Annotated in this window: 13 protein-coding genes and 1 other annotated feature; of the genes, 11 read left to right on the forward strand and 2 right to left on the reverse strand. The window is 52.1% G+C overall.

All coding sequences use genetic code 11. From position 1 onward, the window contains the following. Window positions 1-54 precede the first annotated feature (54 nt). Complete coding sequence (locus KNP95_RS11665) at window positions 55-984, reverse strand: alpha/beta fold hydrolase (RefSeq protein ID WP_082665788.1); 930 nt, start codon at window positions 982-984, stop codon at window positions 55-57. 19 nt (window positions 985-1,003) lie between these two features. Then, complete coding sequence (locus KNP95_RS11670; RefSeq protein WP_214764229.1) at window positions 1,004-2,689, reverse strand: formate--tetrahydrofolate ligase; 1,686 nt, start codon at window positions 2,687-2,689, stop codon at window positions 1,004-1,006. Between the two features lie 242 nt (window positions 2,690-2,931). Between KNP95_RS11670 and KNP95_RS11675 the strand changes: the two genes are divergently transcribed. The 11 genes from KNP95_RS11675 to KNP95_RS11725 all read left to right on the forward strand — a co-directional run bounded on the left by KNP95_RS11675 (window position 2,932) and on the right by KNP95_RS11725 (window position 16,266). Then, window positions 2,932-3,837 carry a carbohydrate ABC transporter permease gene (locus KNP95_RS11675; protein WP_251138544.1) on the forward strand — a complete coding sequence of 302 codons (906 nt, stop codon included), beginning with the start codon at window positions 2,932-2,934 and terminating at the stop codon, window positions 3,835-3,837. Continuing rightward, the gene (locus tag KNP95_RS11680; RefSeq protein WP_251138545.1) at window positions 3,834-4,739 is read left to right on the forward strand and encodes a carbohydrate ABC transporter permease; all 906 of its coding nucleotides are present in this window, start codon (window positions 3,834-3,836) and stop codon (window positions 4,737-4,739) included. Before KNP95_RS11675 ends, KNP95_RS11680 begins: the two co-directional genes overlap by 4 nt. 106 nt (window positions 4,740-4,845) lie before the next feature. Beyond that, window positions 4,846-5,086, forward strand: a binding site (T-box leader). Between the two features lie 66 nt (window positions 5,087-5,152). Continuing rightward, complete coding sequence (gene asnA / locus KNP95_RS11685) at window positions 5,153-6,136, forward strand: aspartate--ammonia ligase (protein WP_021067832.1); 984 nt, start codon at window positions 5,153-5,155, stop codon at window positions 6,134-6,136. A 179-nt stretch (window positions 6,137-6,315) separates the two neighbouring features. Beyond that, entirely contained in the window at window positions 6,316-7,611 is a 1,296-nt protein-coding gene (locus tag KNP95_RS11690; RefSeq protein ID WP_214837259.1) for an ABC transporter substrate-binding protein, read from the forward strand. A gap of 170 nt (window positions 7,612-7,781) precedes the next feature. Beyond that, window positions 7,782-9,242, forward strand: a complete 1,461-nt coding sequence (locus KNP95_RS11695) for an MDR family MFS transporter (protein ID WP_214837262.1) — start codon at window positions 7,782-7,784, stop codon at window positions 9,240-9,242. A gap of 35 nt (window positions 9,243-9,277) precedes the next feature. Beyond that, window positions 9,278-10,384, forward strand: a complete 1,107-nt coding sequence (locus KNP95_RS11700; protein ID WP_251138546.1) for a PQQ-dependent sugar dehydrogenase — start codon at window positions 9,278-9,280, stop codon at window positions 10,382-10,384. Window positions 10,385-10,478: 94 nt separating this feature from the next. After that, window positions 10,479-11,678, forward strand: a complete 1,200-nt coding sequence (locus KNP95_RS11705; RefSeq protein ID WP_214837265.1) for a M48 family metallopeptidase — start codon at window positions 10,479-10,481, stop codon at window positions 11,676-11,678. Window positions 11,679-11,785: 107 nt separating this feature from the next. Further along, complete coding sequence (locus KNP95_RS11710; protein WP_214837267.1) at window positions 11,786-13,534, forward strand: sensor histidine kinase; 1,749 nt, start codon at window positions 11,786-11,788, stop codon at window positions 13,532-13,534. Next, on the forward strand, window positions 13,531-14,238 hold the full coding sequence (locus tag KNP95_RS11715; RefSeq protein WP_214833220.1) for a response regulator transcription factor: 708 nt from the start codon (window positions 13,531-13,533) through the stop codon (window positions 14,236-14,238). The genes KNP95_RS11710 and KNP95_RS11715 overlap by 4 nt, the downstream gene beginning before the upstream one ends. A gap of 15 nt (window positions 14,239-14,253) precedes the next feature. Continuing rightward, window positions 14,254-14,967: a purine-nucleoside phosphorylase gene (gene deoD, locus KNP95_RS11720; protein ID WP_029596056.1), complete on the forward strand. Its 714-nt coding sequence runs from the start codon at window positions 14,254-14,256 to the stop codon at window positions 14,965-14,967. A 141-nt stretch (window positions 14,968-15,108) separates the two neighbouring features. After that, window positions 15,109-16,266: an MFS transporter gene (locus tag KNP95_RS11725; RefSeq protein ID WP_214837270.1), complete on the forward strand. Its 1,158-nt coding sequence runs from the start codon at window positions 15,109-15,111 to the stop codon at window positions 16,264-16,266. Window positions 16,267-16,335 lie beyond the last annotated feature (69 nt).

Here is a 16,335-nt window from a genome sequence, read left to right on the forward strand (position 1 = left end):
AAGGTAAATGAATTAGAATCCTATTGTATGATTTTGGTAAACGAAAAGAACCTCCTAGGAAATGGAGGTTCTTTTTGCGATTCGTATCGTTTGATGCATCCAGTCACCGATGTCCGTCCAGATGTCTTGGCGTTGGCGCTCACGAAGCACTTCGTGGCGAGCCTGATCATAAGACAGCACGGTCAATTCGATGTCGGCGGCCTGATGTTTGCGGACGATTCCGGAGAGTCCTTCTCCGTCATGTACGACGGGGTCATCGGCACCTACGACGAACAAAATTGGTAGTGTTTTCGGATGTTCTTGTATCCGGGCGGCAGAGGTCACATCGAGTGACGCTTTTGCTACCTCGTGTAAATATCCGAGCGTCGGAATCCCACCACAGTCCGGGTCGTTCATATAGGCGATCACTTCCTCGGGGACACTAGAAATCCAATCGCTCTCGGTCGTGGCGGGTAAGAATTTCAAGTTATATCGTCCGAACAACAAGCGTTCGAATAAACGGGATTCATGGGTGCTCCCTTTGAACCGAATGGCCAAATCGATCGCATACAGTCCGGCACGTCCAATCAATCCAGAATGCGGGGGCGGGGAAACGGCGATGACACCCGCCAAGCGATGACCTAACTGTTGACCGAGTCGACGCGCGAGCAACGAGCCGAAACTATGGCCGAGGACGACGGTCGGCAATTCATCTTGATAGTGATCGAGGAGCGAGATGGCGTCGTCGACCATTTGATCAAATCCTTCGTGTGGAGATAGATGAGCGTAAGTGGACTGGGTTCGGGCCAAAGAACCGGCGCCGCGAAGGTCGCACAGAAACACATTAAAACCAATTTCTGACAAAAAATCAGCGAATTCGACATAACGTTGATGATGTTCAAGCATCCCATGGAAAATGAAACAATTTCCAATCGGTTGTCTGGCCTTGACGTGCAATAGTTGTGTCCGGTATCCATCCGCATACGTATGTTCCGTGACGTCCATCTGTATCCCTCCGTGTCGTTTAAAATAATCCGATCGCTTTACCGGTCTCGTCGATTCCCATATTCAAGGCGGCCGGTTGCTTCGGCAGACCCGGCATCGTCAAGACGTTTCCGGTCAAGGCGACGAGAAAGCCAGCGCCGACCGACGGTTTCAACTCTCTTACGGTCACAGTGAACCCGTGCTGGTAACCGAGTTTCGTCGGGTCGTCTGACAGCGAGAACGGCGTCTTCGCCATACAAATCGGCAAGTGTTGCCAGCCGTTCGCTTCGATTTGAGCCATTTGTTTTTTTGCGGTCGCGGTGAACGTGACGTCGGCCGCCCCATACACTTCACGGGCGATCGTCAAGATTTTTTGTTCGATCGAATCGGTCAACGCATAGAGTGGGGTGAATGCACTCTCATTCGACTCAATCGTCTCGATGACGGCCTCGGCGAGCGCGCGTCCGCCTTGGCCTCCGTTTGACCACACTTCACTGAGCGCGACACGTATGTGGTTCGCTTCACACCAGTCGAGGACGGCCGCCAACTCTTCGGTCGTGTCTGAATTGAATCGGTTGAGGGCGACGACGGTCGGCAAGCCAAGTTTCCCCATCGTCTCGACATGTTTGGCGAGAAGTTTTAATCCGTTCCCGACGGCCCCGACGTTCTCGACGTGGAGTTGGTCTTTGGCGACGCCGCCATGCATTTTCAAGGCACGGACTGTCGCCACGAGGACGACGGCGTCCGGATTTAATTTACCGATGCGTGACTTGATGTGACAGAACTTCTCGGCGCCGAGGTCGGCTCCGAATCCCGCTTCGGTGACGACGTATTCACCGAGCTTGAGCGCAGTTTTTGTCGCAATCAACGAGTTGCAGCCGTGAGCGATGTTGGCGAACGGACCACCATGAACAAGCGCGGGCGTCTGTTCGAGTGTTTGCACCAAGTTCGGCTTGAATGCTTCTTTCAACAACAGTGTCGCGGCACCAGCCGCCCCGATTTGTTCGGCCGTGATCGGTTCGTTGTCTTGATCGTAGGCGACGACGATGCGCTTGATGCGTGCCTCGAGGTCGGTCAACGAATCGGCGAGGCAGAGGATGGCCATGATTTCAGACGCCACGGTGATGTCAAATCCGTCTTCACGCGGTACCCCGTGGGCACTGCCGCCGAGGCCGATCGTCACGTGACGAAGTGCACGGTCATTCAAGTCGAGGACACGTTTCCAAACGATTTTACGGACGTCGATCCCGAGGTCGTTCCCTTGATGAAGGTGATTATCGAGCATGGCGCTAATCGTGTTATGAGCTGCAGTGATCGCATGCATGTCACCTGTGAAGTGAAGGTTGATGTCTTCCATCGGCAACACTTGGCTGAAACCGCCGCCGGCCGCACCACCTTTTAAGCCCATCGTCGGACCGAGTGATGGTTCACGTAGACAAACGATTGCTTGTTTATCGAGTTGATTCAACGCTTGTCCAAGTCCGACGGTCACGGTCGACTTTCCTTCGCCGGCTGGAGTCGGATTGATCGCCGTGACGAGGATCAGTTTCCCGTCTTCTCGAGTCGCCATCCGATCGATGACATCGAATGATAACTTGGCTTTATATTTCCCGTATAGATCGAGGTCATCTTCTTGTAAACCGAGTTTTTCCGCAATCTCTTTGACAGGTAGCATCTCGGCTTGTTGGGCAATTGTTAGGTCGGATAACGGTTTAATCGTCGTCATGTATAGAATCCCTCCACTTTCGAACATTGTAATCATTTTCGTTCATTTCATTCGTGAATCGACTTTGAATCAAGGTTTAATTCTTCATTCGGGAAGACTCGTTCGTGTTGTCATTGAGTTTATCATAACGCATCGCCTCGTATAATTCACCCATTGAGTGCAATATATTCCACCCTTTCCGTCAAATGTATCCGTTTTCATTTTGTCTTGAGGGAGGTAAGTTGATAGTGGAGGCGATGAACATGACAGAAACACCAAAACAACACAAGCGAAGACGGAATTGGAAGAAACCAGCGAGTTTTATCGCATTCGTCGGTCCAGCCTTTCTGGCGTTTGTGGCGATTGTGCTCATACCGTTCGTTAACGGGATTTATTACAGCTTCACGGATTGGAACGGTGTGACGGGTCAGTTGAACGTGGTCGGATGGGACAACTATCAGCGTATTTTATTCGAGGATGAACAGTTCCGCGCCTCGTTCTGGATTACGACGAAATACACGATTGTAGCCGTCATCTTGACGAACATCGTCGGTTTCTTGCTGGCCTTACTGTTGACGATGAACATTAAGACGCGCAATATCCTGCGCACCGTCTTTTTCATGCCAAACTTGATTGGCGGGCTCATTCTCGGATTCATTTGGCAGTTTATCTATGTGAAGGGCTTTGAATCAATCGGGGCACTGACCGGGTGGAGTCTGTTCGAACTGCCGTGGCTCGGTGACGCCCAGACAGCCTTTTGGGGCATCGTCATCGTCGCCATCTGGCAAGGCGGAGGCTACGTCATGGTCATCTACATCGCAGCGCTTCAAAACGTGCCGACGGATTTGCTGGAGGCGGCAAAAATCGATGGGGCGAATCGGTTGAAGATGTTGCGTCACATCACGTTACCGATGATTATGCCGTCGATCACCATCTGTCTGTTTTTGACGATTTCCTGGTCGTTCAAAGTGTTCGACACGAACTTATCGCTCACGAACGGAGGTCCGTTCAAATCGACAGAGATGCTCGCTTTGAACATCTATACAGAATCGTTCGTGAATAATAATTACGGGCTAGGCTCGGCGAAAGCGGTCATCTTCTTCCTTGTCGTCGCGGCGATCACCGTTACTCAAGTCTACTTGACGAAAAAACGGGAGGTGGAGGCATGACGACAGAAAAAATTGAACGCATCGAAGCGAAGGTCGATTCATCTCCACAGCGATTGCTACCGCAAAAACCGCTGCGGGCGGGTGGATATACGGCCGGTCTCGGTCTCGTCGAACTGGTGGCGATTCTACTTGGACTGTTATATCTCGTCCCGTTCTATTACGTCATCGTCAACTCGTTCAAATCAATTGCCGAGATTTACACGAACACGTCTGCCTTGCCGAGCGTCTGGCTCGAGTCGAACTATACAGAAGCCTGGGAGGCGATGAACTACGGACGCGTCTTCTTGAACTCGCTTCTCATCACGGCCGGGGCGAACCTTCTCATCGTGCTGTTCACCTCGATGGCGGCCTGGAAGCTCGTCCGGACAAAACATTGGATTTCGACCGTCATCTTCTTCTTGTTCGTCGCGGCGATGGTCATCCCGTTCCAGTCAATTATGATTCCGCTCGTGAAAGTGTCGAGCCTGCTCGGTCTTTTGAACAGCCATTGGGGACTGATGGTCATGTATCTCGGCTTCGGGTCCGGCATCTCCGTCTTTCTCTATCATGGTTTTATGAAGTCGATTCCGGAAGAGATTGAAGAAGCGGCCATCATTGACGGCTGTTCGACGTGGGGTGTGTTTTGGCGGATTGTCTTCCCGCTCCTCAAACCGATCACGGTGACAATCGTCATCTTGAACAGCCTTTGGATTTGGAATGACTTTCTCTTACCTTCTCTTGTCCTCCGAGACATCGAGCTGCGGACGATTCCGCTCGCGACGTTCTATTTCTTCGGACAATATACAAAACAATGGGATTTGGCACTTGCTGGTTTAGTCCTTGGGATCGTTCCGCTCCTCGTCTTTTTCTTCGGTATGCAAAAGCATATTATCAAAGGGATTACGAGCGGCTCGATCAAATAACCCTGCCCAAGGGAATCTCCCCCGTCCGCTACACGGGGGAGAATTTTTTTTGAAAAAGTGGTTGACATTCGTCTGAATATTGATAATAATTGGGTCAATTCAATTGTGAACGACATTGAAAGGACGAGTACACAGAAGACGTAAGCAAAGCGAGCCGGGGAAGGTGAGAGCCCGGACTGAAATCTCTGTCGAAGAACCTCCTGGAGTCGCTACCCGAACGCTTTGCAAGTAGACGTAGCCGGACCGTTCCCCGTTATCGGAACTACGAGATGTTCGTCTCGAAAAGTGAGTAGATTCGTCTACTAATTTGGGTGGCACCGCGGAGCTTGAAGCCTTCCGTCCCATAGTCCATGGGATTGGAGGGCTTTTTTCTATTGCTCCATCCCGAAATCCCACAATTGGAGGAAGAAAACATGACAACAACAGCAATGAGCAAGATGAAGGAAAAACAACAGGCGATTACAGTAGTGAAGGCGACATTCGAAGACAAGTTCAGCACGGCGCTCGGACTCACACAAGTTCAGGCCCCACTGTTCGTCACATCGGCGAGCGGTGTCAACGACCACTTGAACGGTGTCGAACGAATCATCCAGTTCGATACGCAGTATCCAGGGCATGAACTCGAAATCGTTCAGTCGCTCGCGAAGTGGAAACGTGAAGCGCTCGGCCGCTACGGATTCGAAGTCGGTGAAGGGTTGTACACACAGATGCGCGCCATCCGTCGGGATGAAGAACTCGACGCGACACACTCACTCCACGTCGATCAATGGGACTGGGAACGTGTCATCGCTCGGGAACACCGGACGACGGAGTACTTGAAGGCGACGGTCGAAACGATTTACGCGGCACTCCGCGAGACGGAACAGACGGTCGAAACGATGTACGGGATTGAGGCGATCTTGCCAGAGTCGATTCACTTCTTGACGAGCCAAGAGTTAGAAGACCTTTACCCGGATCTTACACCAAAAGAGCGTGAGCACGCGATTTGTAAAGCGTACGGTGCGGTCTTCCTCTCGCAAATCGGCGGCGCACTCGCTTCGGGCGATAAGCACGACGGTCGCGCGGCTGACTATGACGACTGGTCGCTCAACGGCGATATCCTCGTCTGGCACCCGGAACTCGAATCGGCGTTCGAACTGTCATCGATGGGAATTCGTGTCGACGAGACAGCGCTTGCCGAGCAGTTGGTGACAGCCGGAGCTGAAGACAAACGCAAGTACCCGTTCCACCAAGCGGTCCTCGAAGGACGTCTCCCGCTTACAATCGGGGGCGGCATCGGGCAATCGCGTGTCGCCATGTATTTGCTTCGTGCTCGTCACATCGGTGAAGTCCAATCTTCGGTCTGGCCGAGTGAGATGATCACAGCATGTGAAGAAGCTGGAATCAGCCTGTTGTAATTATATAGAAGAAACTAAAACCAGGACTTTCTTTTCAATAAGAAAGTCCTGGTTTTCTGTGCAACATTTTCCACCCTACACGTCAATTTTGACACCTACATAATGGAAGCGTTTTCATCTAAAGTTAGGGTGTACCGAATGATGAAGGATTGTCGACTCTATACTTAGGAGGAAGCGAAATGAAACGTAAATGGAGATTATCAACTGCCATCATGACGGCAGGGATGGTATTGACGCTTGCGGCCTGTGGCGGCGGGTCGCTTACGGAAGATGAAGGATCGAACGATGCGAACGCAGATAACGGGGACAAGCAAGATGTCACGTTGAACGTCTTCCAATTCAAAGCGGAAATCGCCAAAGATCTTGAAGCGATGGCGAAAGAATACGAGGAAGAGACGGGCGTCAAAGTGACCGTTCAAACAGTCGGCGGCGGAGCCGATTACGGCGCTGCGCTCAAGTCACAGTTCGCGTCAGGCAACGAGCCGGACATCTTCAATAACGGCGGGTTCACCGAAGCTCAGACATGGAAAGACAAATTGGAAGATTTGTCGGACGAGAAGTGGGTCGGGGATTTGACGGAAGTGGCCAAGGAACCGATGACGATGGACGGAAAACTGTACGGGATGCCGATGAACTTGGAAGGCTATGGTTTCATCTATAATAAAGAGCTGTTCGATAAGGCGGGCATCAGCGAACTGCCGAAGACGTTGTCTGAGTTGACGGATGCGGCTGAGAAGTTGGATAAAGCAGGCATCACGCCGTTCTCGGTCGGTTATGCCGAGTTTTGGATTCTCGGAATTCACTTGCTCAACATTCCGATGGCGCAACAAGACGACCCGGATGCGTTCATCCAGGCACTCAACGAGAATAAAGAAAAATTTGAGGACAATGAGCAGTTCCAACAATTCTTGAAACTGTTCGACCTCACCATCAAATACGGTAATAAAAACCCGCTCACGACGGACTATAACACGCAAGTCACACAGTTCGCTCAAGGTGAGACGGCGATGCTGCAACAAGGGAACTGGGCGCAACAGATGATTCTCGACGTGAATCCGGACATTGAGATGGGCTTCGTCCCGATTCCGATCAACGATGACAAAGAGAAGATGGACCGTCTTCCGGTCGGCGTCCCGAACAACTGGGTCGTCAATAAAAACTCGCAGTATAAAGAAGAAGCGAAAGACTTCCTCGAATGGATGGCGACATCCGACACGGGTAAAGACTACATGGTCAACAAATTCAAATTCATCCCGGCGTTCAAGTCGATTGAAGCGAACGATCTCGGTTCGCTTGCTGACGACATCTTGGCCTATTCGAACGAAGGCAAGACGATCTCATGGAACTGGTTCAAGTATCCGGACGGCGCGGTCAACGAGTACGGTGCGTTAATGCAAGCATACGTCGGCGGTCAAAAGACCGGAGACGAGATGCTCCAAGACTTCACGAAAGTATGGGCGGATAAGGCAAAATAACAGCAACACAAGCGGCGAAACGACCCCTTCGCCGCTTGTGTTTTTAATCGTGATAAGACCGGACAGAAGTTGAGGCTTGTCAAACGGGCGTCGCTCGCACAAAATAATAGACAGTTGAAGTGGTGTTCGGAACCTTCCGGCACCGCTATTTTATTGGGGAGATGAAACAAATGAGAAAGAATGTTACGGTCGCGCTGTTGTTGGCGACTTTTTTAGCGGCGATTGAAGGGACGGTCGTCTCCGTCGCAACGCCGGTCATCGCGAGCGAATTGAATGGGGCTGCCCTCGTGAGCTGGGTGTTTGCCGCCTTCTTGCTGTTCACGGCGGTATCGACACCAATCTATGGGAAGGTGGCCGATTTGTTCGGCCGCAAGCGTGTCCTGTTATTTGGAATCGGGCTGTTCACGCTCGCCTCACTTCTTTGCGGACTTGCCACATCGATGGAACAACTGATTGTCTTCCGGGCGCTTCAAGGGCTCGGCGCCGGTGCGGTATTACCGATCTCGATGACGATTATCGGCGATTTGTATAAATACGAAGAGCGCGGCAAGATTCAAGGGATTTTGAGCGCGGTGTGGGGCGTATCGGGCGTGCTCGGTCCGGTCATCGGCGGGTTCTTGGTCGAGACGTTGTCTTGGCGTTACGTCTTCCTCTTGAATGTCCCGTTCGCACTTTTATCGTTCATCATGATCATTGTCTTCTATAAAGAGACGGTCACCGAGACGACGGAACGGATTGACGTCAAAGGAGCGCTGTTGTTTGCGTTCGGTACGACGGCGTTCTTGTATGGGCTGATCACGTTCAGCGAGACGAACGTCTGGACGGCCTCGGTCGTCGCCAGTGCCGTCTTCAGCGTCATCTTGCTCACCAGTTTCTTCTTATCGGAACGACGGGCGAAGACACCGTTGTTGCCACTCGAATTATTGAAACAACCAATCATCGCGTCGATCAATGGGGCCGTCTTCTTCGCGGCGTGGGTCCTCGTGTCAATGTCGGCCTATATCCCGATTTGGGCACAGGCCGTCCTTGGGAAATCAGCGACCGAAGCCGGATTCATGCTCATGCCACTCTCGGTCGCTTGGACATTCACGTCGATTATCGGCGGCCGTACACTTGGAGCGGCCTCGCCACGGCGTCGGGCCGTGACAGGAATGAGTCTCTTGTTGATCGGGACAATCATTTTGACGCTGCTCACGCAATCGAGCCCGGACTTGTTCGTCTACCTCGCTGTCGCCATTATCGGCGTCGGGTTCGGCTTGTCGCAGCCGATGTTCATCGTCGTCTTACAGACGGTCGTATCATATCGTCAGCGGGGGACCGCGACGGCGGCAAACTCCTTCTTGAGTACCGTCGGCCAGACGCTCGGTGTCGCCGTATTCGGTGCCGTGTTTAACTTCATCGTCCTTAGTGGCTTCCGTGACGAGGCCGGGTTAAGCGGTGTGTCACTCGAATCGTTCTTCAATCGGAGTATGACCGAGGCGCTAAACGCGACAGTCCGCCTCCAAGGCGAGCAACTCATCGCCACAGGATTGAACACCGTCTTCATCGGTGCGGCACTTGCCGCATTCATCGCACTGTTGATTGCGCTACGTTTACCGGTTAGCCCACCTGAACCTTCACGCGATAACTAAGCACACGGTATGATGGTAAAAAGGAGGCGATCATGTTGAGACGATGGATGTTCATCTTGTCGCTCGTATTTATTGCCGGTTGTGCCTCGGAATCGACCGAGGCGCCGGAACCTGAACAGGCACCAGTCGAAGAGTCGGCCGAAGAAGCACCGTCTGACACGGCACCAGAGCAGGAATCAACTGAGCCGGAAGGCGACGTGTCGACCGGTGCAACCGAATCGATTGTCGAACAGTTAGAGGCACCGTGGTCGATTGCAAAAACCGATGACGGATGGCTCATCTCGGAACGCGGCGGCACGATTGCCGTCATCGATGCAGACGGGAATTTCGACCGACAACCGGTCATCTTGAACGAGGACGTGCTTGAAATCGGGGAAGGCGGTCTCCTCGGACTCGCGTTGACCGCAGATTTTGCGACGTCACGCCAACTGTACGCTTACCATACGTACGGGACACCTGGTAACGTCCAAAACCGGGTCGTCGAGTTGACGTGGGATGGCAATCAGTTTGAAGAGACGGACGTCGTGCTCGATGAGATTCCAGGGGCCCAGTTCCATAACGGCGGACGGTTGTTGCTCGATGGTGACGTGCTTTGGGTCACGACCGGAGATGCCCTCGTGCCCGAACTGGCGCAAGACGAGACATCGATTGCCGGAAAATTATTACGGGTGCCATTATCCGGAACGGGCGAGCCGACCGATTGGATTTATTCGTCCGGCCACCGGAATCCTCAAGGTTTGACGAAAATCGAGGATACGTTCTATGCGAGTGAACATGGGGCGTCCGGTCACGATGAAGTGAATATCATCGAAGAGGGTAACAACTATGGCTGGCCGCTCATCGAGGCAAATCAGGAACGAGATGGGCTCGAGACACCATGGTTCGAGGTCGGGGAAACGTCATGGGCACCGTCGGGCATCGTTGCCGACGACCGTTACGTGTATATGGCGACGCTGCGCGGGAATCGCCTCGTCGCCATCGACCGGGAATCACGTGAGGTCATCCCGCTCGTCGAGGATAAAGGTCGCATCCGTGACGTCTGGTTGGAGGACGACGGACTTTACTACATCACGAACAATACGGACGGACGTGGCAACCCTGGAAGTGGGGACGATCAGCTGTATCGCCTAACGATCGAATAGAAACTGACGTACGTGTCAGTTTCTATTTTTTTGTTGAATACATCCATTTATCCGGTATAATGGACTTCATATGGAAAATGAAGGGGATTTTTACATGAAACAATCGCAATTGGTACATAAGAACGAAACATTGTATTTTGGACTGCTCGTCGCCGCCAGCATGTTGACGGTGGTGCTAGGAATCGTCTTCACGATTGCCTCGCTCGGCATCTTTTTATGGGTGATCGGATCAATTTTAGCACTGTCTTTATTCACACACTGGCTCCAAATCGGATATATTCGCACGAACGGCGTTAAAGTCACAGAGCGTCAATTCGCCGACCTGTATCGGACGTATCAGCGTGTCGGACAGGAAATGGGAATTCGCTTACTCCCAGACGTGTACATTCTTCAAGCCGGAGGCGTCTTGAACGCTTTCGCGACTCGTTTCTTCCAAAAGAACATGGTCATTCTGTATTCGGATGTCGTCGAGTTGTCACGTGACGGATATACGAAAGAAGTCGAATTTGTCATTGCCCATGAGTTGGCACATATTCGCCGGAATCATGTCCAAAAACAATGGGCGATGATGCTCGGCGGCTGGATCCCGTTTTTAGGGTCGGCTTATTCGCGTGCTTGTGAGTTTACGTGTGATCGTATGGCCGCCCATCATATTCAAGATCAGGCGGCATCGAAACGTGCTCTCACGATTCTTGCGATTGGTGGGAAATTGGCAAAAGAAGTGAGCGAGTTTGACTACTTATATGAAGCGAGCCGTGAGAACGGATTTATTGCCAAGTTGAGCGAGTTGTTATCGACACATCCGCCACTCCCGAAACGAATTGCGGCCATCGCGACGAACGCCGGTGAGACGAACGTTCCGGTCTTTAAGACGGCAGGGTATGTCAAAGGGTCGATTATCGGGACGATTGTATTGAGCGTCATTGTCAACGTGGCCATTGTCGCCTGGTTGTTCACGAGCGACGGATTGACTGGCTTCTCAGAAGGGTTCGGCTCGCTTGATGCGATGGCAGAAGAGCCGATTCAAGAACTTGCCTACAACGCCGCAACGTACGAAGAGTTTGAGGCCTTATTGGCAGACGGGGCTGACGTCAACACGCAAGACTTGTACGGCGACACGCCGCTTCATAACTTACTCTATAATGAAGGCGTGGACATCGATACAGTTGGATTGTTGCTTGAGAGCGGAGCCGACGTCTCGCTCGAGAACGAGGATGGCATGACGCCGGCCGAACTCGCAGCTGACTCCGGGCAACCGAGAGGCATTATCGAATTGATTCAATCATACGAATAAATTAAGAGGTTTATGACCGGAACAAAGGTCATAGACCTTTTTATTTTCAAGTGTTGCAAACGCTTGCATAAGCCGTGATATAATGACAGCGAGGAGGCGATACATGGATGAGCATTCGGACGAAGCTGACGGGAATGATTGCATTGACGATTATCGTTCCCGTCATTTTGGCGACGGTCATTTCCTTTTGGTACGTCAAAGACCGGGAGCGGGAACGGGGGCTTCAGCTCACCGAATGGTCGCTTGAACGTGGGACCCTACAAATGGAGCGATATGTCTCAGACTTGAGCCGCTTGCCGACAAGTCTGTATGCGAATCGGGATGTGCTCGATATTCTCGAGTACGGGCCGGGACTGTCGCTTGAACAGACTGAACTCGAGGTACGACGGGCGCTCCTCGGGATGTACCTATCCCGTGAAGATGTGGCCCAAATCCAACTGCTCATGCTCGAAGATATGGATTCGTTCGCCGCCTATAAAATGAAAGTATCCCCGCGCTCGAAACGGCAGCCGAGTGAGATTCAGCAACAGTTATTAAAGTATGAAGAGAGCCGCGTCCTGCTCGAGGCCTCGCATCCGCTCGTGCCCTATCATGATTTCGGTCCGCTCGTCTCGGAAGAGCAGGTCGTCACGCTTCATTTCCGACTCGATAAAATCGAGACGGATCAGCCGCTCGCGATTTTGTCGATTGATATTCCAGAGGACATCTTCATCGGGCAACTCGCCTCGCTACAGAACAATCCGAGCGAGAGCCTCTGGTTCGTAGGGGGCGGTAATCAGGTGTTCGCACAACTCGGTGATGGTGAAATCCCGCAAAACGTGTCGACGAACTCGCTGTCGAGCGATGGGAAGCATCATCGCATCGTCAAATCGTTCGAATTTGAGAACCAGACGTTCTACGTCGGGAAATCGATACCGAATCGACTGTTGACCGAACCGGCGTCACGGACGTCGTTCATCATCTTTGTCGTCGGGATGGTGTCACTCGTATTGGCATTGATTGGGGCGACCTATGCCTCGATGCGTTTGACGACGCCAATCAAGACGCTCACCTCGAACATTTGGCGAATCGAACAAGGGGATATGACGGTCTCATTCGATTCCCTCGGAAATGATGAGTTCGGTGTGCTCGGACGACAGTTCAAGCGAATGATCGAACGAATCGATGATTTGATTCAACGGGAATATCGGTTGGCGCTCGAGAATCGGACGAATGAGCTGAGGGCACTCCAAGCTCAGACGAACCCACACTTCCTGTTCAACGCTTTGCAATCGATCGGGACGCTCGCATTGAAAGGCGACGGCAAGACGGTGTACCGTCTCATCACGCAGCTCTCCTCGATGATGCGCTATACGATGCATCCCGATGAGTCGCTCGTGACGCTCAAGCGAGAAGTCGATCACCTCACGTCCTACATTCGCTTGCAACAAGTCCGGTTCCCGGATCAATTTGAGATTGAGGTCGATGTGCCGGAGCCGCTCCTCGATTTAATTGTGCCGAAGATGATTTTGCAGCCGCTCGCCGAGAACTTTTTCAAGCATGGGTTTGAGCGCGACGGTGCGACAGCAGCCAATCGTTTCTCGGTCCGAATTCATCAATCGGGACCAAATCTCGTGATTCATTGTGAGAACAGCGGACGTGATATTTCGGACGAGGAGTTGACGTTATTGAAAGAGCGCATCGAAGTATCGACCGAGCCATTGAATGGGGCGGAAGGTACCGGTTTAAAGAACATTCGAGATCGACTCATGTTAAACTATAATCGGGAGGCTCAGTTTATGTTGGCTACACCAGAGACAGGCGGATTTCGTATTGTCATGCGTTTCCCGGCCGTAACGGAGGCGGATGCGTCATGACGAAAGTGTTGATCGTTGATGATGAGTCGCCGGTACGGGAAGCGGTGAAACTGCTCGGGGAGTGGGAACGGCTCGGCGTCACGAAAGTGATTGAGGCACAAGACGGGGAAGAAGCGAAACGGATTATCGTCAAAGAACGGCCGGCGCTGATTTTATCGGACCTGCAAATGCCTCGATGTAACGGCATCGAGTTGATGGAGTGGGTCCATACGGAGGCGGAGACGGCCAAACTGATTGTCTTGACGGGCTATGACGAATATTCGTACATGCGGCGCGCGATTCAGCTCGGCAGTTTCGACTACTTGCTGAAACCGATTGACCCGGACGTCTTGAACGAGACGCTCGCACGTGCCCTCGCCGACGTCACTCCTGACGAAGACGATCCGATTCTACAGATTGGCGCGTTCATTGAACGCCATTATGCGGAAGAACTCAGCTTACAAGGGATGAGCGAGCGCTTTTACTTGAGCCGCGAATACATATCGCGTCGCTTCAAACAGCAGTACGGCGTCAACTTATCCGAATACTTGCTGTCGATCCGGATGCTCGAGGCGAAACGTCTCCTTGAGACGAGTAGACAACGTATTTATGAAGTCGCCCAAGCGGTCGGCTTTTCGGATGATAAGTATTTCCGGAAAGTCTTCAAAAAACAGATTGGCATCACCCCGAATGAATATCGGGAGCAGTGCCAACGACTATCTTGAAGGAGGAATTTAATCATGAGTGTACACATTGGGGCAGAAGCAGGACAAATCGCAGAAACGGTATTATTGCCAGGAGATCCGTTGCGTGCGAAATATATCGCGGAGACGTTCCTCGAGGATGTTGAGTTATACAACGAAGTCCGCGGCATGTATGGCTTCACAGGAACATATAAAGGAAAACGTATTTCCGTTCAAGGGACTGGGATGGGTGTTCCATCGATGTCGATTTACGTGAACGAATTGATTATGTCATACGGCGTAAAAAACTTGATTCGTGTCGGTACGGCCGGCGGAATTCAAGAAGACGTCAAAGTACGTGACGTCGTCATCGCGATGAGTGCATCGAGTGAGATGGCCCAAAACCGGGTTCGTTTCAACGGGATGGACTATGCGCCGACAGCGACGTTCGACCTCCTACATCGCGCGTATATGAACGCTGAAAAAGCTGGTATTCCGGTCAAAGTCGGTCAAATTTTCACAGCCGACCAGTTCTACCAGGATGATTTCCACCATTTCAAGAAGTGGGCCGATTTCGGTTGCCTCGCCATCGAGATGGAAGCGGCAGGTCTCTACACACTCGCTGCGAAACACAAAGTGAACGCGTTGACGATCCTCACAATCTCAGACCACTTGTTGACAGGTGAAGAGACGACATCGGAAGAGCGTCAATCGACGTTTGACGAAATGATTCGTGTCGCACTCGATACAGCGGTCGAAGTCACAAACTAATGAACACGCCTTACAGACCACTGGTTTGTAAGGCGTTTTTGTGTCCGCGCGCCTTGTCTTGTATACAAAGTGAAACTGGCAGGCTAGACTGAAGCTGAAACGAACAGTTCCCGTATTGGGCTGGATCAAGGAGTTGTCATCATGAATAAAGCGTCCGCTTTTGTCATTTATAGTATCGTCTTTTTTGCCTTCTTTGATTTATTCGCCCAGCTTCCGGTCATGAGCACGTTTGCGACATCGGTTGGTGCGACACCGTTCATCGCAGGGCTCGTCATCGCCATCTACTCGTTGTCGAATACGTTCGGCAACATTTTATCCGGCATTTGGACCGACCGGATTGGTCCGATCGTCATCCTGCTCGTTGGTCTTGCGCTGTCGAGCCTCAGTCTCTTGTCGTATCATCTCGTCGACACAGCGACGACGCTATTGATTGTCCGGATCGTGCACGGCTTTGTAGCGGGTTTGATTGTCCCAGCCGCGTTCACGTTGTCCGCCAATCTGACCGCCGCGAACCGACAAGGTAAAAAAGTAGCATTGACCGGCAGTTTTGTTGGTTTGGCAGCCATCATCGGTCCGGCGTTCAGCGGCATCATGGCCAGCCAGACGACCGTGCCGATCGTCTTCACATACGTCGCGCTGTTCGGGGTAGCCGTCGCGCTCCTCGCACTCGTCTTTTTGCGCCCGTCGAAGTTAACGCTTGAACCTTCCCATCGTACAGATGAAGGGACGTCGCGCCTGGAACGAGACGTAGTGAAAGCGTATATCGGCGCCTTCCTCTTAATGTTCTCACAAGGGGCAATCGCGTACTTGCTTCCCCTTTACGTGCAGGCGCTCGGGTATGACTCTCGTCTGAGCGGGACATTGCTCAGCACGTTCGGTATCATGGCGGTGCTCGTGTTTGTGTTGCCGACGAATCGCTTGTTCGACCAAATCGAACCAGCGAAGCTCGCGGCACTCGGTGTCGGCATTCTCGGTGTGAGCCAACTGTTGATTGGCCGATCTGAGACGTCGCTCCTCTTGTACGCTGTCCTCGCCTTGTATGGCGTCGGGTTCGCCATCTTATTCCCAGCCATCAATACGATGTTGATTAAAGCGACGAATCAGGCCAATCGTGGTAAGTCGTACGGCTATTTTTATGCGTTCTTCTCGCTCGGCACAGTGACGGGTTCGGCATTGTTAGGCTGGCTCTCGATTACGCTGACACAAAAATTCGCGCTGACAGGTGGCATCCTGCTGGTCGCCGGTTTGATATTTGTCGTCATGCAACAAACAAAGAAACGGGACGTGCCTGTCAGATAGGACGGACGCATATCGAAGGTTCAAAATGGTCGCTGACCGAGTGAAGATGATAAGATGAAGCTAGCGTTA

The sequence above is a fragment of the Exiguobacterium sp. s36 genome (genome assembly GCF_018618345.1).
In the GTDB taxonomy this organism is placed as follows: Bacteria; Bacillota; Bacilli; order Exiguobacteriales; family Exiguobacteriaceae; genus Exiguobacterium; species Exiguobacterium chiriqhucha.